25 protein-coding genes are annotated in these 23,539 nt (G+C 44.6%); 13 read left to right on the forward strand and 12 right to left on the reverse strand.

From position 1 onward, the window contains the following. The first annotated feature begins 1 nt into the window (after position 1). The 3 genes from QI63_RS10555 (at position 2) to QI63_RS10565 (ending at position 4,216) form a co-directional block, all read left to right on the forward strand. Positions 2–709 (forward strand): GTP-binding protein, encoded by a 708-nt coding sequence (locus QI63_RS10555; protein WP_044016212.1) that lies wholly within the window; start codon positions 2–4, stop codon positions 707–709. A 32-nt stretch (positions 710–741) separates the two neighbouring features. Beyond that, positions 742–1,791, forward strand: coding sequence for an ATP-binding cassette domain-containing protein (locus QI63_RS10560; protein WP_044016214.1), 1,050 nt, complete (start codon positions 742–744; stop codon positions 1,789–1,791). Between the two features lie 310 nt (positions 1,792–2,101). Further along, positions 2,102–4,216 carry a methyl-accepting chemotaxis protein gene (locus QI63_RS10565; RefSeq protein WP_044016215.1) on the forward strand — a complete coding sequence of 705 codons (2,115 nt, stop codon included), beginning with the start codon at positions 2,102–2,104 and terminating at the stop codon, positions 4,214–4,216. Positions 4,217–4,312: 96 nt separating this feature from the next. Here QI63_RS10565 and QI63_RS10570 read toward each other — a convergent pair whose 3' ends face one another. Further along, the gene (locus tag QI63_RS10570) at positions 4,313–6,055 is read right to left on the reverse strand and encodes an AMP-dependent synthetase/ligase (RefSeq protein ID WP_044016217.1); all 1,743 of its coding nucleotides are present in this window, start codon (positions 6,053–6,055) and stop codon (positions 4,313–4,315) included. 83 nt (positions 6,056–6,138) lie between these two features. Between QI63_RS10570 and QI63_RS10575 the strand changes: the two genes are divergently transcribed. Then, on the forward strand, positions 6,139–6,714 hold the full coding sequence (locus tag QI63_RS10575) for a C40 family peptidase (protein ID WP_044016219.1): 576 nt from the start codon (positions 6,139–6,141) through the stop codon (positions 6,712–6,714). Positions 6,715–6,765: 51 nt separating this feature from the next. Here the strand turns inward: QI63_RS10575 and QI63_RS10580 are convergent, their stop codons facing one another. From QI63_RS10580 to QI63_RS10590, 3 genes are all read right to left on the reverse strand, one after another. Further along, on the reverse strand, positions 6,766–7,839 hold the full coding sequence (locus QI63_RS10580) for an NAD(P)H-dependent glycerol-3-phosphate dehydrogenase (protein WP_044016221.1): 1,074 nt from the start codon (positions 7,837–7,839) through the stop codon (positions 6,766–6,768). 13 nt (positions 7,840–7,852) lie between these two features. Further along, positions 7,853–8,368, reverse strand: a complete 516-nt coding sequence (locus tag QI63_RS10585) for a nitroreductase family protein (protein ID WP_044016223.1) — start codon at positions 8,366–8,368, stop codon at positions 7,853–7,855. An 80-nt stretch (positions 8,369–8,448) separates the two neighbouring features. Then, on the reverse strand, positions 8,449–9,390 hold the full coding sequence (locus QI63_RS10590; RefSeq protein ID WP_044016225.1) for a phosphodiester glycosidase family protein: 942 nt from the start codon (positions 9,388–9,390) through the stop codon (positions 8,449–8,451). A gap of 117 nt (positions 9,391–9,507) precedes the next feature. On the opposite strand from QI63_RS10590, the gene QI63_RS13080 reads away from it, so the two are divergent. The 4 genes from QI63_RS13080 (at position 9,508) to QI63_RS10605 (ending at position 12,165) form a co-directional block, all read left to right on the forward strand. Then, positions 9,508–9,678: a hypothetical protein gene (locus tag QI63_RS13080; RefSeq protein WP_006188141.1), complete on the forward strand. Its 171-nt coding sequence runs from the start codon at positions 9,508–9,510 to the stop codon at positions 9,676–9,678. Between the two features lie 290 nt (positions 9,679–9,968). After that, complete coding sequence (locus tag QI63_RS10595; RefSeq protein WP_044016227.1) at positions 9,969–10,571, forward strand: phosphoribosyltransferase; 603 nt, start codon at positions 9,969–9,971, stop codon at positions 10,569–10,571. Positions 10,572–10,578: 7 nt separating this feature from the next. After that, positions 10,579–11,469, forward strand: coding sequence for a hypothetical protein (locus tag QI63_RS10600; RefSeq protein ID WP_044016229.1), 891 nt, complete (start codon positions 10,579–10,581; stop codon positions 11,467–11,469). A 69-nt stretch (positions 11,470–11,538) separates the two neighbouring features. Further along, positions 11,539–12,165, forward strand: coding sequence for a ribonuclease HII (locus QI63_RS10605; RefSeq protein ID WP_081984441.1), 627 nt, complete (start codon positions 11,539–11,541; stop codon positions 12,163–12,165). A gap of 64 nt (positions 12,166–12,229) precedes the next feature. Here QI63_RS10605 and QI63_RS10610 read toward each other — a convergent pair whose 3' ends face one another. Further along, positions 12,230–12,451 (reverse strand): hypothetical protein, encoded by a 222-nt coding sequence (locus QI63_RS10610; RefSeq protein ID WP_044016231.1) that lies wholly within the window; start codon positions 12,449–12,451, stop codon positions 12,230–12,232. 133 nt (positions 12,452–12,584) lie between these two features. Between QI63_RS10610 and QI63_RS10615 the strand changes: the two genes are divergently transcribed. Genes QI63_RS10615 through QI63_RS10625 form a run of 3 tightly spaced genes read left to right on the forward strand, consistent with a single transcriptional unit; the run spans position 12,585 to position 14,775 of the window. Next, positions 12,585–13,061 carry a pyridoxamine 5'-phosphate oxidase family protein gene (locus tag QI63_RS10615; RefSeq protein ID WP_044016233.1) on the forward strand — a complete coding sequence of 159 codons (477 nt, stop codon included), beginning with the start codon at positions 12,585–12,587 and terminating at the stop codon, positions 13,059–13,061. A 20-nt stretch (positions 13,062–13,081) separates the two neighbouring features. Beyond that, positions 13,082–13,525, forward strand: coding sequence for a hypothetical protein (locus QI63_RS10620; protein ID WP_044016235.1), 444 nt, complete (start codon positions 13,082–13,084; stop codon positions 13,523–13,525). Between the two features lie 41 nt (positions 13,526–13,566). After that, positions 13,567–14,775 (forward strand): acyl-CoA reductase, encoded by a 1,209-nt coding sequence (locus tag QI63_RS10625; protein WP_235619697.1) that lies wholly within the window; start codon positions 13,567–13,569, stop codon positions 14,773–14,775. Here the strand turns inward: QI63_RS10625 and QI63_RS10630 are convergent. The 7 genes from QI63_RS10630 to QI63_RS10660 form a co-directional block, all read right to left on the reverse strand. Next, positions 14,755–15,321, reverse strand: coding sequence for a cyclic nucleotide-binding domain-containing protein (locus QI63_RS10630; protein WP_044016238.1), 567 nt, complete (start codon positions 15,319–15,321; stop codon positions 14,755–14,757). The two genes, QI63_RS10625 and QI63_RS10630, sit on opposite strands and share 21 nt — an antisense overlap. Before the next feature lie 456 nt (positions 15,322–15,777). Next, the gene (locus tag QI63_RS10635) at positions 15,778–16,971 is read right to left on the reverse strand and encodes an HD domain-containing protein (RefSeq protein ID WP_044017340.1); all 1,194 of its coding nucleotides are present in this window, start codon (positions 16,969–16,971) and stop codon (positions 15,778–15,780) included. Between the two features lie 29 nt (positions 16,972–17,000). After that, positions 17,001–17,801, reverse strand: coding sequence for a hypothetical protein (locus tag QI63_RS10640; protein WP_044016241.1), 801 nt, complete (start codon positions 17,799–17,801; stop codon positions 17,001–17,003). A gap of 6 nt (positions 17,802–17,807) precedes the next feature. Further along, entirely contained in the window at positions 17,808–19,499 is a 1,692-nt protein-coding gene (recN, locus tag QI63_RS10645) for a DNA repair protein RecN (RefSeq protein ID WP_044016243.1), read from the reverse strand. Between the two features lie 21 nt (positions 19,500–19,520). Further along, the gene (locus QI63_RS10650; RefSeq protein WP_044016245.1) at positions 19,521–20,372 is read right to left on the reverse strand and encodes an NAD(+)/NADH kinase; all 852 of its coding nucleotides are present in this window, start codon (positions 20,370–20,372) and stop codon (positions 19,521–19,523) included. A 9-nt stretch (positions 20,373–20,381) separates the two neighbouring features. Next, on the reverse strand, positions 20,382–21,404 hold the full coding sequence (locus QI63_RS10655; RefSeq protein ID WP_044016247.1) for a DegT/DnrJ/EryC1/StrS family aminotransferase: 1,023 nt from the start codon (positions 21,402–21,404) through the stop codon (positions 20,382–20,384). A 1-nt stretch (position 21,405) separates the two neighbouring features. Then, a complete protein-coding gene (locus tag QI63_RS10660) occupies positions 21,406–21,879 on the reverse strand; it encodes a chemotaxis protein CheW (RefSeq protein WP_044016249.1) in 474 nt (157 codons plus the stop codon). 143 nt (positions 21,880–22,022) lie between these two features. Between QI63_RS10660 and QI63_RS10665 the strand changes: the two genes are divergently transcribed. Together QI63_RS10665 and QI63_RS10670 are read left to right on the forward strand one after the other, a co-directional pair. Further along, a complete protein-coding gene (locus QI63_RS10665) occupies positions 22,023–22,928 on the forward strand; it encodes a patatin-like phospholipase family protein (RefSeq protein WP_044016251.1) in 906 nt (301 codons plus the stop codon). Continuing rightward, positions 22,925–23,305 carry a NusG domain II-containing protein gene (locus tag QI63_RS10670; RefSeq protein ID WP_044016255.1) on the forward strand — a complete coding sequence of 127 codons (381 nt, stop codon included), beginning with the start codon at positions 22,925–22,927 and terminating at the stop codon, positions 23,303–23,305. Before QI63_RS10665 ends, QI63_RS10670 begins: the two co-directional genes overlap by 4 nt. Positions 23,306–23,539: the final 234 nt, after the last annotated feature.

Below are 23,539 nucleotides of genomic sequence, written 5' to 3' on the forward strand. Positions count from 1 at the left end.
TATGAATCTTTTGATCGTTTCCGGCCCGCCGTCTTCGGGCAAAACCAGCGTTATTTTAAAGACAATCGAGGCGCTGCGCACACAAGGGCTTCGTGCCGGAGTGGTGAAATTTGACTGCCTCTACACCGATGACGACATACTGTACGAAAAGGCCGGTATTCCCGTTCAAAAAGGTATTTCCGGTTCGCTCTGTCCCGATCACTTCTTTGTTTCCAATATCGAAGAGGTAGTACAATGGGGCGTCAAGGAAAAATTCGACCTTTTGATAACGGAATCAGCAGGCTTGTGCAACCGTTGTTCTCCATATATTAAAAATATCCTCGGTATTTGCGTTATCGATAATTTATCGGGTATCAATACACCGAAAAAAATCGGTCCGCTGTTAAAAGCGGCGGATATTGTTGTCATCACAAAAGGTGATATTGTGTCGCAAGCAGAACGGGAGGTGTTTTGCGCCCGCGTTAACACCGTTAATCCGCGAGCGGTGATTATGCAGGTAAACGGCCTGACGGGGCAGGGTGCCTTTGAACTGAGCACGCTGCTTTTTAACCGAGATAAAGATATTTCGACGGTGCAAGGAATGGAGCTCCGTTTCCCGATGCCTGCGGCGTTGTGTTCCTATTGTTTGGGGGAAACACGGGTCGGCGAAAATTTCCAGATGGGCAATATCCGTAAGATGAAGATTGCCGAGTCGCAAACAAATAACTAAAACATCTTGCAAAAATTTTTATGGGAGACAATATGGCCGCAAATACCGGTTTTGACATACACGGCACCGCCGAAAAAAGAATAGAACTTTCAAAAAAAACGATAGAAACGCTGCTCGCAGAGTATCCTTTTATTGAAGATTTTTTTGCAGAAAACAGATTGACAGAGCTACATGTTCTGGACAATACGCAGCGTACTTTTGACTCTTTTCTACAAAACCTTTCCGAAGAAGAATGCGAAGAGAGTGCGCTTGATAGAGAAGCTTTATCCCATGCATTTTTTGAATATATCATTCAAATGCAGCGGTTTTTAAACGGGGATGACGTTCAAGGTGTGCAGAGTCTTACGATACTACCCGGTACGAATAAGTCCGGCGAACCGGAGAATTTTCAAGACCTTGTATTGTATCCGTCCCAGATTATTTCGATTGTCGGGCCGACCGGATCGGGTAAGTCGCGGCTGCTCGCGGACATCGAATGGACAGCGCAAAAAGACACACCTACCGGCCGGGCAATACTGATTAACGGCGAAGTGCCCGATAAAGCAATCCGGTTTTCGATAAACAATAAACTGGTTGCGCAGCTTTCGCAAAATATGAACTTTGTCATGGATTTATCCGTCCGAGAGTTTATTGAACTGCATGCGGAAAGCCGGATGGTCGAAGACAAAGAAGCAGCTGTCAGCGGTATTATCGAGGCGGCAAATAAACTGGCAGGGGAGCAGTTTCGGCTGGATACGCCGATTACTGCACTGAGCGGCGGACAGTCCCGGGCGCTCATGATTGCAGATACCGCCATTTTAAGCTCATCTCCGATTGTTCTGATCGACGAGATTGAAAATGCAGGAATTGATCGTAAAAAGGCTTTGCAGCTTTTGGTATCGAATGATAAAATCGTACTGATGGCTACCCATGACCCGGCGCTTGCGCTCTATGCCGATAAGCGTATCGTTATTAAAAACGGCGGGATTCATGCAGTCATCGAAACTTCCAATCACGAGAAAGAAATATTGAACGAGCTCGAAGTGATGGATGCAAAAATCCAAACAATGCGGGTTAAACTACGCGCCGGTGAACAACTCTAGGGACTCTTCAATACTTGCATTTATCGTAGGCAGTTTCTTACGGTTTCTTCCATAAGCTACAGAGGGATAGACTAACTTAATTTAAATAAATATAATCCGTTATGCCCTTTATATAAAATTAGTCATAGAAATAAGTCTCTTTGCTCAGGAAAATGATATTCCTGTTTTGCAATTTCAAAAGTGTTGAATTATGCTGTGAGGTTTGTACCGTTTAAAACGGCAAATGGCCGGCGGTGCTGTTCTATAGGACAGCCGTTATCATTATCGGTCAATTGAGCCGTCGGTACCAAAATGATTAGGAGACGAATATATGGGAAGGAACCTAAAGAAAAAGCGCTTTTCATTAAGAAAAAAATTGATGTTGGTTTTTGGTGTATTGATTCTAGGCGCTTCAGTTATCGAGGGGCTGCTTGCAGTTATGATTGCACGCAAAGCCGTAACGGAGAAAATTGAAACTCATTTAATAGATAAAGCTGCCGATGTTGCAGAGATTATCGATGGAAGAATAAAAGCGACTCTCCAATTTGTCGAAGGAGTTGCCCGTATGCCTTCCCTGCGTGATCCTTCTCTTTCATACTATCAAAAAGCGCAGAGTCTTGTGAATGAAGCGGGGCATAATGCACGGGTAGATTATTTCGGTGTCAGCACTATGCAGGGGTACCGTTATGGGACAGATGATGGAAAAGCTGTTTATGTCGGCGACCGGGATTGGTTTTTAGCCGCTTCATCAGGAAAAAGCTTTGTAGCAGAACCGCGTATATCTCGCGTTTCAAATACAATGCAGATCGTCTATGCCGTTCCCATTATCGGTGATAACAATGAAATTGTCGGCGTATTAAGCGCAGCCGTAGAAGCGAATCTTTTATCCGAAGCAATTAAAGACATCGTTTTGGGAAAAAGGGGGTATTGCTATATACTCGGTTTAACGGGGAATACGATTGCAGATAAAGATATACGTTTTGTTGAAGATCAATACAATTCCATCGAGGAAGCAAAAACAGATCCGACTCAAGTGCCGCTTGCATCATTTGAGCGACAAGCATTACAGGCACAAGATCCGGGTATCGGGTATTATGATAACGATGGCGTTTCCGTAATATCATCCTATGCTAAGAGCAAGCTATCGGGATGGACGGTTATTATGACCGCTCCCTACAGTGACCTTATGAGTTCAGTGGGTGAGATGAGTATTGCTATAGACATTATCTGGGGAATTATTTTTGTTTCGGCATTGGTTGTTGTATTCTTTGTTGCACACAATATCGTAAAGCCGATCCAAAAACTTGTTGCAGCGCTTAAGGACATTGCGCAAGGTGAAGGTGATTTAACGGTTCGTATGGCTGTAAGCGGTAATGACGAGGTAACGGATTTATCGGAATATTTTAATGAAACGATAGAAAAAATCGGTGTTACAATAAAGTCTATCGGCGTCAATAGCAGCATTATGGAAGAGATTGGTAGTGAGCTTGCTTCAAATATGTCCGAAACAGCAAGCTCAATTAATCAGATTAATGCAAATATAGACGGTATCCAGCAACAAGTTTTGACCCAAGCTGCAAGCGTTACCGAAACTGCCGCGACAGTAGAGGAAATTATCCGCACTATTAAGCAGTTGAGCAGTAGTATTGAAACACAGTCTGCAAGTGTTGCACAGTCTTCGGCGTCGGTTGAGCAAATGGTCGCAAATATTGCTTCGATCAGCCAGACACTCAATAAGGCTGATACAATCGTAAAAGAGCTTGTGTCCGCAACGGGAGATGGAAAAGCAACGTTGCTTACGTCTAATACGGTAACACAGAAAATAGCGGAAGAATCCGGCTCGCTCATGGAAGCGTCGAGTGTTATTCAACACATCGCATCGCAAACAAACTTGCTTGCAATGAACGCTGCGATTGAAGCCGCCCATGCGGGAGAAGCAGGCAAAGGATTTGCCGTTGTCGCCGATGAAATCCGCAAATTGGCAGAAGATTCGGCCGTACAGGGAAAAAACATTACGGCGACGCTTAAACTACTCAGCAGCGAAATAGAAACGCTTTCAGCATCTTCTAAAACAGTCGAGGGAAAATTCAATGCTATTTTTACCCTTGCTGCTCAAGTAAAAGAGATGAGCGATCAGCTGACGGAAGCGATGCGCGAACAGGCAAACGGCAGCAATGAAGTACTGGATGCTATTAAAAACATCAATACGGTTACAACGGAAGTTCAGTTCGGGGCTGAAGAGATGTTGAAAGGCGGGGAGGGTGTCGCGGAGGAAATGCGCAAATTGGATAATCTAACGCGTATTATAACCGACGGCATGAATGAAATGGCCTCTGGCGCAGCACAGATTAACAATGCCGTGCAGGAAGTAAACGCAATTACGCAAAAGAATACACAGAGCATTAAGAATTTAGCACTGGAAGTTGGAAAATTTAAAGTAAACTAATCTGTATCGATATATCGAAGTTCCGGAGTGCGGCACCCGTTCTGTAAGAATGGGTGCCGTATTTTTTAAAGCCTCAGTTCATTGGAGGGTGTTGATTTATTCGGCTTTAGTATACCGTTTAACTTTCTTTGTTGTAGTCATTTCGAGAGGTTTGTCCAAAAGCGTGGTTTTTGTGATCCGCTGATAGGGCAGCAGTTCCTTGTTCACGGTTTCGACTATCGTTTCTATTCTTTTATAAACGGTGCTGTCTCCGGCTGGAGTGCCGCGGTTAAGATTCAGCGTTTTATACAGTTCATCGGCGGGGTATACCAGTACTTCAATTTCTTCGCTCGTTAAATCGTGCGCGGGGTGGTATCCTTGTACGGTTATCTGTTCGATATCGTTGTAATACATCTGGAAGGCATTTTCTATTTCTTCAGGATATACGTTTTTACCGCCGGAGGTAACAATGAGATTCTTTGCACGTCCGCAGAGATACAGATATTTTTCATCGTCAATCCATCCGATATCGCCGGTGCGGAACCATCCGTCTTCCGATAGTACTTCTACGGTTTCTGCCGGCATATTGTAATACCCCTGCATAATCATCGGCCCCTTCGCGCAAATTTCTCCGCGGCCGTTTTCATCGGGATCAAGGATTTTCATTTCCATATAGGGATGGAAGTAACGCCCGACGCTTTCAATCTTAAAGTGCTCTTTCGGATTCAGTGCAATAATCGGCGATGTTTCGGTCAGACCGTAGCCTTGGACAAAATCGATACCGAATTCATTGTATGCTCTAAAAACTTCCTTTGAAAGCGGTCCGCCGCCCGAAATTGCAATACGAAGCGTTGTAAGATTTGCTTTTTCCAATACGCTCTTAAAGAGTATTTTACCGATATTTTTCCCTGTTGTCTTTTTAACAAGGTATGAAATACCCATGAGGAATCGGATGATGCCATATACCACGACACCCTTACTGCGCACTCCTTTTAAGATACCCGCAAGCAGCTTATTAAAGAGAAGCGGTACGCCGAGAAGCATCGTAATTTTTCCTTCTTTTAATTCGCGGAGCATACGGGATACAACCAAAGATTTTCCGAATACGATTTCTGCACCCACCGAAATTGCTTCAATGAAGACGGCAACCATAGTATAGGAGTGATGGATCGGCAATAATGCATAGAAAATATCGGTTTCAAATATGGTTAGGTGTGATTGAGCTATGTAGCAGTCGGAGACGATATTCCGGTGAGAAAGCATAACGCCCTTGGGAGTACCCATCGTACCGGAGGTGAATAGGATAGCTGCCGTGTCGGTTTCCTGTAAAGGATAATAGGTGGCAAGCGGTTCCGCTTCCAAGTTATATACATAGCGGTCACTGTTCTTACTGTTTAAAGCATAAACTTGACCAATAAAGGATTGAGATTTTGATGCCTCAAGAAAATGGTCGTATTTTTCTTCATCAACAAAGAAAAAGAGCGGTTTTGCTGTTTTTAAAAGTGATTCGATTTCATAATCATGTAGGCCGTAGTCAATGGGGATTATAATACCGCCGGCATATAGCGCACTTAAATAGACAATTGCCCATTCGGAAGAGTTTTTACCTGAAACGGCAATGTGTGTTCCCTTTTTTACACCGTGAGTGGCAAGCCAACCTGCTAATTTTTTAATTGCTCCAAGTGTTTCACGATAGGTAAGGGTGATCCGATCCGGCTCAAAGACGGTTAAACAGTTCCTATTTGGGAAACGTTCCGCAGTAATTTCAAACATCTCCGGTAATGTCGGCCATTCTCCGGTAAATTTTTTCCCGCGCCATGTATCAAGGAATCCCCATGGACATCTTGACTTTTCATTCATATCGATACGCTCCTTTATAAATACAATTTTTTGCTTATTTTCAAAATTGCAATTTTTTCTTGTTTTTAGTATAACTATTTTACATGATTTTGAAAGATATACGAGCATTTTTTTTCTATTTATTTTTCATATTAGCGGCGATACCTTTCATTTTTGGGGCATCTTCTCCAAAAGATTCTCAACGGATTGCTTTTGTTAATAATGCTTTGAGCTATCTCGGTACGCCCTACCGTTATGCAGGCCATTCTCGTAAGGGGATGGACTGTTCGGGTTTTGTCTTTCGCAATGGGGCTGATGTTCTGAAGTTGCAGATGCCGCGGCGTTCGGATGCCCTTGCCGAATATGCAAAAAGAATAACGGATGAAGAGATTCAGCCCGGCGATTTATTGTTTTTTAACACTGCCGGCGGTATTTCCCACGTTGGGATTTATATCGGTGCAGGAAAATTTATCCATTCGGCATCGGACGGTCCCCATACCGGTGTTATTATTTCAAGCATTCAAGAGTCATACTGGAGAAAAACGTACCGTTTTGCAGGCAGTATTATGAAACCGGAGGAAATTTTCTTTGCCGAGGCGACTATTCCATTTTTTTCGCGTACACTTGAGAATTGCCGGCTCCATCCTGATATTTGGGCAAAGGTATCGGATTCTTTGTAAGTGGAATTACCACTCTCTGTAGCGATTCTGATGCAATTGCCTTGTATGTGTTTAATTCTTTGTTCCATTTAAAAGATTTTCGATAAACTCCGCCGGGCATAATTCTTTGTTTAGGATTTTGTAGAGTCCGGTGCAGAGCGGTAACTTTAAGTCGTATTTTACGGCGATCTTGCCGAGGTAAGCGCATGCAACGATACCTTCAGGTAAATAGCCGATAGTACCGATTCGTGCGATAAGGTCATCGATGCCGTTAAAAGAATCTAAAACCGCTGCAGTGATAATTTCACGGCCGAATTTGCGATTTCTTCCGTATTTACTGCGGCAGGTAACGTCAAGATCTCCGATACCGGAAATTGATGTAAATGTTTCCGGATGCGTTGCTCCCATTGCTCTCCCTATAATCTGAATTTCGTTTAAGCCGGCCGCTAATAAAAGCGATTCGGTATTATCACCGAAAAAGTCGGAATGTTCGGTTAGCGCATCAAGCATACCGAATGCAATGGCAATCACGTTCTTTGTCGCTGCGCATACCTGTACACCTACAATATCAAGACTTGAGTATACCAGTAGACTGCGAGATTTAAGGATTTCGCGGCACCGGATGGAGCTTAATGGATTTTTTGAAGCTGCAATAAGACCGGTGAGCTTTCCGGCGGCAACTTCTTCTCCATGACTCGGACCCGCGACATAGACAAGGTGATCCCGATAAAAATCGGGCAATTTGTTTTCAAGAGATTCGATGATTAAGTGCGGTTCTCCGTGCTCATCAGGGATAAATCCTTTAGTTAGTACCGCGATGAGCGGATATGTCTGTGTTCCGGTATCGATATTAAAAGGAGGAATCGTTAAGAGCTTGTCTACAGTATCCATTAGATACAGGGATGGGCTTGCTAAAAAAAGTACTGCCGCATCCTTGCATACTTCTTGCATATCGACAGAAGCTGAGATCGTTGGCGGTAAGGTATAGTTCGGTAAATACTTTTTATTAATATGTTCGATATTGATGCTTGAGCATACATCTTCACTCCGATTCCAGAGCATAACGCGATGCCCGTTTCGACCGAGTGTACAAGCTATTGCCGTTCCCCATGACCCTGCGCCGAGGATAGCGATCTTTTCATTCATAATAATTTTCCCTCTAGTATATAAATTCTACCGGTTCCGTTCTTTCTTTGATCACCGGTTTTTCTGCAGGATAGCCTAACGCAACAAAGCCGCATATCACATGATTGTGCGGAATATGAAAGGAGTCCAGTATATTTCGGATTTCCGGTTCATTGCATTTATCACGTAATTGGTTAATCCAGACAGCACCCAACCCAAGGGATTCTGCTGCTAAATAAGTGTTTTCAATTGCACAAGATGAGTCGCATTGGCCGTACCTATCGTCCTCTGCAAAGCTGATCAAGAGAATCGCATCACAGCCATATATCCGGTAATCGTTGCGGTTATGTACTTTTGCGATCGCCTGTGCGAGTTCTTGAATTTTTTCCCGATTATGTACAACCGTAAATTTTCGTGCTTGTCGGTTTTTTCCTGTCGGGGCAGCTTTTGCACAGTCGGCAATAAGTTTTAGTTTTTCATCTTCAATTCTTTGATCGGTAAATTGACGCACACTTACCCGTGTTAAAATTGCATTGATTACTTCATTCATACTGAACTTCCTTCTTCATGTTTTCTATTTTACATCACTTGTACTATAAAGGCAAATGTTGCTTTAAACTTAAACGGTCATCATTGGTTAATGATAATACCGATATTACTTGCAACACGTATATGGATATTCCAGTTGCGAATAGGGGATACAATACGCTGTTCTCCATTTTCCTGTAAAACTAACGAACTAGAACTGCCGCCATCGAGTTGCAGTGCATCGTCAGCGCCTAATTCCCGCAGCAGCCACGCCGTTTCTTCAAAGGAAAGACCTTGGCTCCTCTGTTGATTCTCACCTTCTACCGACACGACGAAGAGTGTTTTTCCGTTATCAGTAAGGCCGACGGCAGTCCGTGAATCACGGCGATGAAGTTTTTGCGGAATCACGATACCGTTTCGAAGAATTGTCCAAAAGCCCCCGACTGCATGACGGACATCTGTTGATAATACATCTTCCGTTTGAGCGTCGATAATGCGAGCTGTTTTATCCGCATAAAAAAGCAATGCACCGTAGCCTTCGTTCGGCATACTCATCCGGCAGAAATCTGTAATATGAATACCCACGATAGTGCGGTATACACTGAAAAACAGCGAGCCTGTTTTGAACGGAGTGGCATTAAAGGCTGCGATTGTATTGTGCCTGAGTGCAAAATCCTGTGTCGTTTCGCCGCGGATACAGCCTTGGCCGTTTTTAAAGAGAGCCGGTTCTGAGGTTATCACGGCGACAGCGGGATTGAGTAAATCTACTTTCACAACATGAACGATAAGCGGAAATTGCAGATCATTGATATCGGCAGCTTCGATACCTGGGGATAAGGTACGCCAGTGTATTTCTGTCTGAGCAGCAGGCTGATACGGCGTATCTATGGGGGCAGTAGGAACGCTTGTACATCCTAAAAAGTACCAAAGAGAACACAGCAACAAAAGCAGCGGGAATCTTGGGAGCAGACCTCCGGAAAGGTTTTGCTTATACTGCCCTTGCAGTTGTATAGATTGGAGAAGCACCGGATACTTTTGGAACATAGCGCGAGTATATCACAAAAGAGAATAAATTACAAACACTTAGTTTTAGGGGGGCTTGACAGTCTATCATAAATTTTCTATATTAAAGGACAAAATTTTCATGAGGAGGCTTGAGGTATGGCTGGTGCAAGTAAAAACTCCCGTACTGCTGTCGCTACGCAGAAGTTTAGCTGTCCGTGCGGTGGTGAAGTTGTGTTAAAAACAATGGTTGAAAACGGAAAAATAAAAAATATCGCTGAATGTGCAAAATGTCATCGTATTGAACGCCGACCTAAAGATTTTAAATAATCTTATAAGATACACAGAAGTAGAAGGCTGCCATCGGATTTACCGAAAGGCAGCTTTTTTTATACGCTTTGCCGCTCAATAATTGGGTGAATGATTTATCGTACGTATTTAGATTATGATACGTTGCAAGTTCTATTGAATAAGCAACTTGAAATCGTTATACTAAGAAAATGAGAGCTTTATTTCCTATCACTATTATTTTCCTCAAAATTAAGCAACCGTTCTGATGCGGCTGAGGTTAATGTATTTTAATTTGAAATAAAGTATACATTTAAAGTAAGGAAGCGATTATGAGCAAAGAATTTTTACCCTATGATACGATCCGTAATAACGGGTTCCGTTTGGCGCGCCAAATTTGGGAAGATGGTTTTATTCCTGATGTGATATATGTTTCACTGCGGGGCGGTTCATCTTTGGGAAATGCCATTCATGAATGGTTTAAGTTAGTGAATAGAGATGTGAAGCCTATTTTGTATGCCGCTGTCGTCGCTCATTCTTATTCCGATGCTAATCAGCAGTCAAAAATGATGATTGACGGATGGACATATTCCCCCGAACACCTGCGGAGCGGCGATAAGATATTGTTGGTTGATGATATTTTCGATAGCGGTGCTACAATCAATTATCTTGTATCGGCTTTCTTGGAAAAAGGTATTCCGCGGCGTGATATAAAGATAGCCGTTCATGATTATAAGGTTTTCCATAACAGAAAGAGCAGTGAACCTATCCAGCCCGATTATTGGTGCAGAAAGCATGATATCTATGCCGATAAAGACAGCAGTTGGATCCACTATATGAGCCATGAACTGACCGGTTTAACTCCTGAGGAACTTGAAAAGTACTACTATGCGCAATATCCCGAGCTGCGTGAAATTTTTAAGGGTGTTTTATAAGAAACCGATGTACAGGAATGGTAAACCGTTATTATGCCTTTTTGCATATTTCTTTTTTTCTCTTTCTCTTTTTGCTGCTGAGAGTGGTTTAGTCTTTTATGTAGATACTGCTGCAAAAACAACCGCGGAAAAAGGGACATCCGATAATCCGTTCGTTTCTCTTGAACAGGCTGTTGCAGCAGTCTATGACCGAATAAACCGGCAAGAAACTCCGGTAAAGAACGGTAAACCTGCTCCGGTTTCTGTTTTTCTTCGTTCCGATGTGTATGTTGAAGAAGCTGTGTTTCTTACGGCTCCGATTAAGATACTCGGTGAGAATGCTCCGGTAATTACATTCGGAGAAAATGCCGGTTTTGTCGTTGAATGTACTTCGTTGGAGATAAAAGGATGCTCGATAAAACGCATAGAACGGTTTACGGAACCGCGTATTGTACCTGTTTTATACGGTTCGAATGCTTCCCTAACGCTGAATAGAGTTTCAATTACCGTAGAAGAGGGCGGTGATGCCGTGATTCTTCGGGATAGCCGTATCACGTGTACCGACACTTCTTTTACTTCCGAACAAACTGCGCAGGCTGTATTGGTGCGTGCCAAAAACAGTACCGTGTCTGCGCTGCGCAGTACTTTTTCGGCATCGGGATTAATGGTGTTATGTTTTGATTTTGTAAAAACACAGTGTACGCTGACCGATACGGTTTGTAATCTTACTGCGCATTATACCGGAAGATTGGCCGATCTTACCGGTTCAACCGTCAAAGTCCGAAAATTGCAATGCTCGTATACCTCGCCTTTATTTGAAATGATGGATGCGGCCGTCATTGCTGATAATACTTCTAAAGCTGAATTGCCGAAATCTGTTGAGTTAACAGGATTTACGGAAGTGCTTATTCGTAGATAGTGTATTATATAGATACATAGAGCATTGTGAAGGGTACAGTGATAATACAGAAAATAGGAAAAATGTCTGATGTTGTTTTGCGGTATTGATGAAGCGGGGAGGGGGGCGTTGGCAGGCCCCGTATATGCTGCGGCTGTCATTTTGCCTGATACCTTTGATATTTCGATATTGGATGATTCAAAAAAACTATCCCCTAAACGCCGCGAAATGGCGCGGGCTGCTATTCTTGACGGTGCACTGTATTGGCAGATTGCATCGGTTCCTTCCGAACAAATAGATAAAATCAATATTTTACAAGCAACGCTTACCGCAATGAAGCAAGCATTTGAAACTCTATTTACACGGTATAGGCGAGATAATACTAATACAGCGGTTGGTATTGAACAGGATTTAACGGTTATTGTTGACGGCAATCAACTGCCTAATATCGGCGGTAATTTTACGCTTATTGCGGAACCTAAAGCTGATGGACGGTATCCGTGTGTGATGGCCGCTTCTATTCTGGCTAAAACCGAACGGGATCATTGTATGATGGAGTATCATAAGCAATATCCGCTTTACCGCTACGATCTGCATAAAGGCTATGGGACACAGTTGCATCGTTCTCTTATCGGACTATATGGCGCTTCTCCTATTCAGCGGCAGAGTTTTAAGTTCAAAAAAATTCCGGCTAATCTTACAGCTGATCATATATAAGGCAGATAGTTCTACATTTGAGAGAGTACCCCGTATTTTAAGGTATGCCTAAATTTTCCGATTCTTATTTTGCCTGCTCGGTAGGTGTGTTATCTTTTTTAGCTTCTGCCGGCGGTTTTTGCAAATTTTTTTGGATTCTGCTTTGTAGGGAGGAAAGTCTCGGTTTTTGATACTGCACAATATAGAATACAAGATTTAAGTATAATATAAGCAGTATAGTAACGATAATCACTTCGGGAGAAATAACCACATTCTTTATCAGGGTAAACAGTTGTGAGAAGGTCATATTAAAGGCATCGGCAAAAGCACGAATAACTTAAGATATTGATATTTCCATACACAACAGCTCGCAATCATGTAGAAATCATGTAGCGGGATGTATATTTATGGTATATACTATCTGATGGAGGTTTTTATCTATGAGAAGATCAGATCGAGAAGTAACGGATTATCAACAAATATATACTATTATTGAAAAGGCAAAGGTTGTGCATATTGGGATGATCGATAATGACCATCCGTATGTGGTGCCGATGCAGTATGGTTTTATATTTACCGACGGCAGGTTAACTCTCTATGTGCACTGCGCAAAAGAGGGGCGTAAACTCGACATTCTCAAAAAGAATCCGTGCGTTTTTATTGAACTTGAGACGGATGTTGCAATTGTTTCCGGTGGTGACATTCCGTGTAAATACGGTTCGGAATATGCCAGTGTTATGGGAGACGGAACTGCGGTTATTGTTGAAGATGTTGCAGAAAAGATTTCCGGATTGCGACTTATGATGAAAACACAAAGCGGCCGAGACTTTGAAATAACTGAACAGATGGCAGCATCGGTTACAGTATTGCGTATCGATGTTCCATATATAACGGCAAAAAGCAGAGCTAAGGCTTAGGCTTAAAAGGAGAGATTACCATGTGTGAAGAGTGTTACGTAAACAAAAACAGAATTACGCCGTTGCTTAATCCTGTAGATTGTTTAGAACATCATACGCAGTACATTTGCGGGACATGCGGACGGTGTATTTGTATTGACCGTGATCCTAAACGAGGTTTACAACGATGGAATTTTCCGTTCAAGTCATTGGAAATTGCAAAGCTCTATTTACGGACAGCAGATTATACGGAAAAACAGTCTTGCGGTATTTACGAAATAGAAAACAGTAATGGGAAGAAATCCTATAAAATCTTTCCTTCATATAATGATGTCCTGTTATTTTTAAAGAAAAATAAAGATAAACAATGTAAGCACACTGCCCCTCTTTTTACCATTGGGGAATATAGAGAATATCCGCATACACAGATACGCAGATTAACTGCTGCTGAAGTAAAACAATACATGAGTGAACGTGAACGCTAAACACTTCGAGTTATCGGGTATTGAGCAGCTCTAAATCTCGTATGAAGGATGATACAACCATGCAGACGAAAACCTCTGTAACATTATTGGCAGGCGTTTTGCAGCCGGAAAGAGAACCGTATCCCGTGTTTTCACCGGAGGCAATGGAGTTTCTTGCTGCGGTATCGGATGAAATCGGCGCATCGGAACTGCATTCCATACCGGAGATTGCTGCATTCGGCTTCTGGTGCCGCAGGGCGCATCTTGAAGCCTTGGCTAAGCGCCATGCTTCACCCTTTCCGCGTCTCGGCCGGGGGCTTGCGTTCCATATTGCGCCTTCAAACGTGCCGACGATGTTTGCCTATTCATATACAATCGGGTTGCTTGCAGGGAACGCAAACATCGTGCGGCTGTCGGAGCGGGGCGGGGAAATCGCTACAATGCTCTGCGCCTGCATCGGCCGAGTGCTGGATCGCCCTGAGTTTGAACCGATAAAACGGCGGACATCGTTTATCAGCTATGGCAGGGATGACGCCGTAACCGCTGCGTATACGACCGAGTGCGATGTGCGGGTAGTGTGGGGCGGGGACGAAACAATCCGCCGCATACGCGCGCTTCCGCTTCCGCCCCATGCGGTTGAACTGGTATTCCCCGACCGCTGGTCGTTTGCGCTGTTCAGTCAAGCGGCGTTTTCCCAAGCAGATGAAGAAACGCTCGCCGCATGGGCGCACCGGTTTTACAACGACACGTATTTGATGGATCAAAATGCTTGTTCCGCCCCGCACCTTGTCGTGTGGGAAAACGACGGAGGTGATTCTACAGTCCGCCTCCGCTGGTGGGAAAAGGTTGCGGCGGAAGCTCAAGCGGCGTACCGGTTCGGCTCCTATCAAGCGGCGCGGAAATACGAGCAGCTGTGCCTTTCTGCGATGACCTTACTGGAAGAAGTTTCCGTCAAGCAGTATGCGGGGAATCTTTTATATGTTGCGACTTTGGCAAAGCTGCCCGCCTATGCGGTGGAGACGCTGCGCGGAACATTCGGCTTTTTCTTTGAAACCGAAATCTGCAATAAAGATGAACTGTTGCCGCTGCTTTCGTTCAAGGTGCAGACGCTCTGCGTGGAAGGCTACCGGAGGGAAGAACTCGCGCACTTCTTTGCGCAGCGACGTTCGGCAGGTATCGACCGAATCGCCGCGTTGGGGCAGGCGATGGAAATGGACACGATTTGGGACGGTAAAGATTTAATCGCGGAATTATCGCGTCTCATCGTTTGAGCCGGAGCTTTCGTCTTGTTCAGTCTCTTGGAACATATCGACCATTGCGGTTAAATATTCCTGTGCAAATTCCATACTGCGTTCATCGGCAAGCTCTTCGTTTGCGCTCCGCAGCTTTTGCAAAAGACTGAAAACGATATATGTCATCATTACCAATCCCGCCTTAGGATAGGCGTTAATATATTTTTTGAACTGACTGCGAGAAAGAATTAGGACGACGGTATCTTCGGCAGCGCGTACCGTTGCGGTGCTGAGTTCATCTTCCAGGAGTGCGGATTCGCCGACCGAGGCGTGATCCCGCAGCGTTGCAACGTGTACCTGCTTATTCCATTTGCCCTGCTTTATCACGTCAAGAGAGCCGCTCATTAAAATATACAAATCGGCATTTATGGTGCCTTCTGCAATCAGCACCTCTCCTTCGTCAAATGCGCAAAGCTGAGAAAACTGTGCGAGTGCTTCAAGTTCATCTTCGGCAATGCAGGATAAAAAAGACACAGCCGATAATTCATTCCGCAACAGCGGTAACGGGATTTCTACAATATTCATCTTCTCTACTCCATAGGGTAATTGCACCAGACACTTTTGAAAATATACGGCGCATCTACTGCGTCGCACGGCAAAAAAGTGTCCTCAACGTATCAAAGATACGCCTGCGGTACTTTTTTGCCTAACTCCTTGTATCTACACCATCTATTTTCAAAAGGCTTACACTGCAGAACCGCCACGGATGGCGGTGGTTCCATGCAGCAGCGATGTTTTGTGCACGCACAAAACTCGCCTTCAACTGTTGTACATGGATGTACAACAGTTGAAGCTGGTTCAAATGGTCTCACAACCTATTTATTCTGCGATATGTATTTATTTATCTGATGTAATTACCCTTCTCATTAAAATAAATAAACTGCACAAAATTTTATTCAAAATTTTGTGCAGAAGGAAAGCAACCGCTTGAAACATTTTGGAGGCGGTTGCCCTGTTGCACACCTCTTATGTACACGCTTTTTAGCGGTATGATCCGAAAAAGCTTTCTAGGGAAAAGCCGTTGATGACGGTGTTTTTGCCGTAGTGGTGCAGGATGTTTGCCCTGCCTTCTTCCAGCTGTTCCGACCGAATGCCGAAGTTGATGGAACTGTCGGCTTCTACAAAGGCCGCGATGTGATCTGCTGCACGGATCAGTTTACCGTCAATCCCGCAGAACTGAGGCGCCGCGTATGTTGTATTCAACTCTTCGCTTGTTACGCAGCGGATTTCTCCGTTCAATGTAATGCGGTTTTCAAATTCATCTTGAATAAAGTACAGCACCTCTTCGCGGTAAAAGTCGTCCATCAACGGGAGCAATTCCTTTGCAACAATTTCATCTTCAATATGCTTAACCACTTCGGGCAGGCGATCGGTCGCTTGCTTTACCGGAGAAATAATATCGCGGGTAACCGCCTCCGGTAAGTCGTGGAACAGCGCTGCAAAAAAGTTCATCGAAAGACGATGCGGCGCCAGCTTGAGCGTGCGGCTCATTAAGAAAACCAGTGCGGCAACAAAGTACGAATGTCCGAGCACCGTTGTTGCCGGTACCCGCGGCGTTTGGTTCCAACGGGTTTGGAACCGCAGCTTTTCAATTTCGGTAATAAAATAGTACGGCTGCTGCCTCGTTGTCAAAAGCTGTACGCCCTTTAAGTCCATAAAATCGGCAATATCCGTCTCCAAACATTTGTCGATTTCAGTCAGCCGGAAAGGTTCGTTCACCATGCGGATCATATCGAGCTCGCGCATTGCCGAATATTTATGGGCCGCGCGCAGTACTCGAAAACTTATGTCCGTAGGATCAACCGGATCAAATAGGTAGGCGGCAAATTCATCAAGAAAAAGCGGGTCGGTAATAATTGTCTTATATTTATCAAGAACCCAGCAGTTCAGTTTTTTGTATTCTTCGGGATATTCCGAGCGGATAATGCGCTGTACCGGCGACTTCATATCGCAGAGCGCGATTCGGCGGAGCAGCTCAAAGAACGAATGATTAATGATAGTCAGCCAATTGACCGTCCTTCCGTTCTTTTCTTCATATTTGCCGATGATAAAGCTGAGGAACATTTTTTCTGCCGTCTTATCCATTTCGACGATATCGAAGGGGCGGACTAAATCATTCCATCGCTGAATGGAAAACGCTTCAAAAAGTTTGCATACGATTTCTTTACTGAACATTGTAATTTCCTGTTTCCGTTTTGCCGTTCTTATGCTTTTTTCCGCTTCTGTAAATCTTTTTCCATCTTCTCGGACCATATACCGATTTGCCGTTTTACTTCTTCCGCTGCGTTTCGCTCATTCAGCAAAATATGCATACGCCGCGCAGCTTCCAGATACTGAATAGCAATTCTGAAATCCTCTATACTGGCGGTTGCCGTTTCATATCGCGCACGGTATTGGTCGGCTGCCTGCAAGAGTAGCTTTTTTACCAACTTAAGATGGAACATCGTGCTTTCATAGTCCGGTGAACGTGGATCAAAGCCTGTTTCTGCAGTATCCTTTAAATCGAGGATGTTTTTCGCAATCGTTGCATATCGTCCTTGAATTTCTACAAACGACCACTTCCATTTGGTATTGCCGCTGTACGCGCGGATGACAAGGTCTATCACCAAGCCTAATTTTCGGATTAAATAAAACCGCTGTTTTTGAGGCACGTGTTGAATTTTGCGTACTTTTTCCTCATAGTCCGAAAAAGGTGCGTCGATAAAGTTTGAAACAATTTCTTCGAGATTGATAATAACCTTGTAAATGGCTTTTCGCGCTTCATTGAGCAGCGTTTCGTTTTTTCGATTCAAAAAGGAGACCGCTATTTGGTACATTCCCAAATAGAGCGTTACCACATATATCAGTTCATCGACGAGCATGATTTTTTTATACATACCACCTTGAGGATCGCTTGCGATAAGCTCTGCCATCGCTTTTTCCTGTTTGAGTATTTGGTCGATTTCCTCCTGATAGTAACGGAGTTGTTCTTCGTATATGTTTGTACCTTGTTGTGGATTATCCATATCGCGCTATCCTATACTTCCATACCTTGATAATAACTCTTTTGCATGAATACGTGAAGCGGCACTCACCTCATCGCCTGCCAACATCCGTGCAATTTCTTCAATGCGGGTGTCTCCCTCTATTGTTTTGGCAGATGTGCGGCTTGTATGTTCGGATTGTATCTTCAGTATCTTAATATGAGTATCGGCAGCGGCGGCAATAACTGCAAGGTGCGTAATACAGAGTATTTGCTTATTACCGGCCAATTCTTTCAGATGTTCTGCAACGGTGCGGGCTACCTCTCCGCCGATACCCGTATCTATTTCGTCAAACACCAGGGTATCCGCTTCATCGGCGGCAGTCAGGACGGTTTTCAGTGCCAGCATGACGCGCGAGAGTTCACCACCCGACGCTATTTTGTTGAGCGGTTTAACCGGTTCTCCCGGATTGGTGCTGATTAAAAATTCTACCGAGTCAAACCCGTAGAGACCGGCAGTCTGCTTGTTTCCGTTCGGTTCGGCTGCCGTAACCTGCACGGTAAATACCACCTTGGGCATACCGAGGCGGGTGAGGGTAGTTTGAATTTTTTGCTGAAGCTCCGCTGCGGCAGCTTTCCGCTTTTGAGACAGGGCGGTACCGGCTGCAAAAAGTTTTGCTTCAAGCTGAGGAACTTCTTTTGCCAGAGCGGTTTTATCCTGCTCGCTTTCGCCGAGGGAATCCAGCTCGGATTGTGCGGCCTCCCGATAGGCGAGGATATCCTTGATGGTTGCGCCGTATTTTTTCTTGAGTTTATTGATAAGGGAAAGCCGCTTTTGCACCTGTTCCAGCCGATTGGGGTCAAATACGAGTTTTGAAAGATAGGAGCTGAAAAATTCGCCGATATCCTGCATTTCATAGTAGGCATTTTCTATCCGCTCGGCATATTCGTGAACGGCGGGATCGATAGCGGTAACGCTGTCAGAGATATGCTGTAGTTTTTTAAGCTGCGGTACAATGCCTTGTTCCTGTGTGCACAGGTTTTGCAGCGTCTCGACCTGTTCATACAGTTTTTCATACTGGCAGAGTTTTGTTTCTTCCGCTTCAAGCGCCTCGTCTTCTTCCGGCTGTAAGCGGGCATTGTCGATTTCGTCGATGACGAATGCAAGATAGTCTACCCGCTCGGTACGCTCTTTTTCGGAATGCCCTATCGTTTCCAGTTTTGCTTTTATTTCGGCGAGGCGGGTATAAAGAAGACTGAATGCACGCACTTCATCGAGGATACTTGCATAGGAATCCAAGAAGCGGCGGTGTTCCGCTGTTTTAAAAAGAGATTGATGGTCGTGCTGACCGTGAATATCGACTAGAAAAGAGGTGAATGCTTCAAGCTCGGCGCGGGAAACTTGTGTGTCTTGAATCCAAATACCGCCGCGGCCGTTTTCTTTCAGTGTGCGCCGTAACAGTATCCGGTTATTTTCCGGTTCTATGCCACGCTCGTCAAGCCATGCGGCGGCTTCGGGATGGGTGTTCGCAAGGTAGAACGTACCGGACACCGCCGCTTCGGAAGCGCCCGTGCGGATAATATCCGTAGTAACCTTCCCGCCGAGCAAAAAACTGAGTGCTCCTATCAAAACGGATTTTCCCGCGCCGGTTTCTCCCGACAGTACATTCAAATGAGCGTTAAAATCGAGAGAAAGCTCGTCGATAAGCGCAATATTTTTTACCGAAATGGTTTCGAGCACATCAACCTCCGCGCCCCAGTGTTATTCCTGCAACGGACTTCCCGACCACGCTAATTTTGACCGGAGCGCCGTGTAAAACGCTTCCGGCGAACACCCGATGAGTTTTAGTCGGTGGCGTGACATTTTAATTTCAATTTTGTCGCCTTCGCAGAGCGGAAACAACTCCTGTCCGTCTATAGATACAATAACATCTTTTTGACGATTATGCAAAACCTCAATACGCATCGTACCGGAAGCAGGCAATACGACCGGCCGGTTTGACAGTGAAAATGCCGAGATAGGTGTAAGAACAAAGGCGGCAACCGTCGGATCCATAATCGGGCCGCCGGAGGCTGCCGAATATGCGGTAGAACCGGTCGGGCTTGACACGATAACGCCGTCCGCCCGATACACGCCGAAAGAGATACCGTTAAAGGATAGTGCGAGATTTATAAGCTTCGCAATGCCGCCGCCTGAAACAACAACATCGTTGAGCGCATCAAAGGAGCCGACACACTCGCCGTTACGATACACGGCGGTAGAAAGCATCAGCCGCTCGTGATGTTCCGCATTTCCTGCGAGGTATTCGCCGAGCGCTTGTTTCCAATGCGCCGGTTCAACGCCTGCAATAAACCCGAATTCACCGAGGTTAATGGGAAATACCGGTATTTTTTTCGGTGCACAGTACCGTGCTGCAAACAGCACCGTCCCGTCCCCGCCGAGGCAAACGGCAAAATCATACCGTTTTCGAATCGGCTTTGCAGGAGACAAGCCGTCATATTCATAGATGTCTGCTTGAATCCCGTTTTCTTGCAAAAACTCCGGAAGCTCCTGGGATATCTCCGCTGCGTGCGGTTTATAGGTTGTTAGGATGATAATGGCGTTCTTTTGCATACGTGTCCGTTACGGCAGTGTTCCTAATACCTTTGCAATCTTTGCAGCATTATTGAGACCGAGCCGGGGATAGAGGGGAAAAAGTACCGTCCGCAGCAAAAGCGAGGCCGCATTAATGCATGTATTTTCTTCTTTTAAAAAGTCCACAATGGAATTGGTAAAAGCGAGTTCTATCTCAATATCTTTGCGGTTAACGTATTGTTTTACATCTTTAAAGCCGCTTTCAAGTATTACCGGAAAGGAATAGACGGGGTTTTTTACTCTTTCAGCAAATACGAGCGGCTTATGCCTCGTTTGTAAAAGTGAGCGGAGATACAGCTCCCGCATTTCGTCGCGAAGCTGGAGGTTTTTTTCCATATTTTTAAGCTGTACAAAGGCGAGGGACGCATTAATGTCGGGCAAGAAATCGGTTATCGGAATAGTTTCCGCCATGTTCTTTAACACGGAAGCATTGCGCCGCTCTGCAGCAATGAGGATGCCTCCGCCGCCGCCCGTTAAAATATCCCGTTCTTCGAGTCCCAGTATCGCAAACGAACCGAACGTTCCTGCCCGCTTTTCCCCGTATAAGGCGCCGGCGCTTTGGGAAATGTCTTCGATAATCGGAATTGAAAGAGCTGTAAACGCTTCCATATCGGGGACGTTGCCGAGTGTTTCGTGTAGAACCAGCACTCTGCCGCCTTGCTTAATACCTTCTTCAACCGCTTCAGGTGTAACCAAACCGGTTAACGGATCGACATCCAAAACAATCGGTGTAAATCCGTTTCGTGCTACTTCGATATATTGCCACGAAGGGGCGAGCGCTGACAATAAGACGCCCGCTTTCTCAGGGAGGTCGAACATCTTGAGCGTATAAACCAATGCCATCGCCGGACTCCGTAAGGCAAGGACTCCTTCAGCCTCATAGAGTTCGCGTACTAATTTAATGAGTTTTTGATTCATCTCACCCGGGCCGATTTTTTCTTCGACCATACAGGTGAGTACGGCATCCATTTCAGAACGCCGAATAGTAGAGCTATAAACAGGTATCGGCATATTAGAATGTGGTAAGTTTTTGTAATTCTTTCGGATTAAACAATCTGCGGATATCCAATAGGATGAGATATCCAGAGTCTTGGCGGATAACTCCGTTAATATATTCGGTACCGATACCGGTAATCATCTGCGGCGGCGGCTGAACATCTTCTTGCCGTACCATAACAACACGTGCGATGCGGTCAATGACAATACCGATCTTATATTTTCCGATTTTAAGGATGATAAATCCTCCCAAATATTCATCGTCTCCGTCCAAATCCGCCTTTTTAAGGTGGAATCGTTTGTGCAAACTGATAATCGGTATAATTTCATTTCTCAAATGGAAAAAACCTTCGACGTAATATGGTGCATTCGGAATCTGCCGGACTTCTTGAACCTTTACTATCTCTTTTACATCCATTATATCGACACCGTAAAGCTCTTCACCGAGCTGAAAGGTAACCAATTGAAACTGCGCGTCAGTAATCGCCATATCTATCCTCCGCTAAAATTGATAACGCCGAACGTATTTCAAAGATACTATAATTTATAACTTTCTTCAAGCAGGCTATTATAGAGTGTAGGGTAAATGCACTATAGGCGTATACTGCATTTTTTTGTATACTACCAGTTACTATGAAATGGGCACTTGTGTTATCGGGAGGCGGAGCCGCTGGGCTTGCATACATCGGTTTTTTTAAGGCACTTGAAGAATTGAATCTTCCTAAGCCGGACTGTATTGTCGGCTGTTCGATGGGATCGATTATCGGCGGCTTATATGCAAGCGGAAAATCGGTACGGGAAATGGAAGCCGTTTTTGAAGAATCTTTCGATATTAACCGGTATGTCGGCGGCAGCGGCGTGCATATTCCGCTTTTAAAACACGCACTTAACCAGATTATTCACTACGGTACGTTGATTACCCGTATGCTTTCCGGCACGGGAGCCGATTCGGGAGAAAAAGCCCATAAATTCTTTATGGAACTCTCCGGCGGTAAATCTTTTAATGACTGTACCATTCCCTTTTTGTGCAATGCCTTCGACCTTTGCAGCGGAAAAGAGGTTGTACTCAATTCAGGACGGTTAGCGGATGCAATGAGGGCGAGTGCTTCGTATCCCGGTCTTTTTACACCCGTTAAGCGACAGAATGAAATGCTGATAGATGCGTGCGTGATAGATAATACTCCTGTTTGGATTGCCCGCGAACAGGGATATAAAAATATCCTTGCACTGACTTTCGGTGCTTTTGAACCGGTTACTACTTCCGAATTAGATAGTTCGGTCGCGGTACTGATGAGGACGCTTGCCTGTACTACCGCTCATATTGCACTGCAGCCGAATGAATACCCTACTGCGTTTATCAATTTGACAAGCGCCCGGTCATCCCGTGATTTTTCGGATCCTAAAAAACAGATTGAGTTCGGATATCATAAAACAATGGATAACAAACATTTACTGCAAGCCTTTTTTGCGGAAGGTATTAACGGTAAGATACAACGGGCGCTTTTAACCCGGAAAACAAAAAAAGAGTATAGCGTATGATTCCTGTTTTCCGCCGCTTGCGTGTCCTTGATTATCTGATCTTTGCCTCCGTTATCACTGTTTCTTTATGGACGGGCTTTTTCCTCTATACCGGAGAGAATCACGTACAGCGGCTGGTGATTGAAACGCCAAGCGGTAAATGGATATATCCGCTTACCGAAACGCGCACGGTGGTTGTACCCGGTGCAATCGGCAATACGATCATCCGGATAGAACATAATACCGCTTTTATTTCCGATTCTCCGTGTCCCAATAAGACCTGTGTGAATGCTGCGGCACTCAAAAAAGCAGGGGATTGGAATGCCTGTATGCCTAACAGAGTTTTCTTGCATATTGAAGGCGATACTTCCGAAGATATGATTCTGCCGCAGAACTAAAAATCGGTATTATTCCGAAAATTTAAAAAAAATATGCTTTAGTCTGCTTGATTCATTCACAGAAATCCTATATAGTCGCCGTGTAAGTTAAAAAGATATCCGTGTAACGGTCTTTTTCAGCAGCCGGCGGCTTAAATTACAATAAAGCCATTCGACATTTCTATTACAAATACGTTTTTATTATCAAAAGTTATACAATTGTTGGGGCATTGACGGGGAAACCGGCTAAGGGCA

The sequence above is a fragment of the Treponema sp. OMZ 838 genome (assembly GCF_000775995.1).
Taxonomy (GTDB): Bacteria; Spirochaetota; Spirochaetia; order Treponematales; family Treponemataceae; genus Treponema.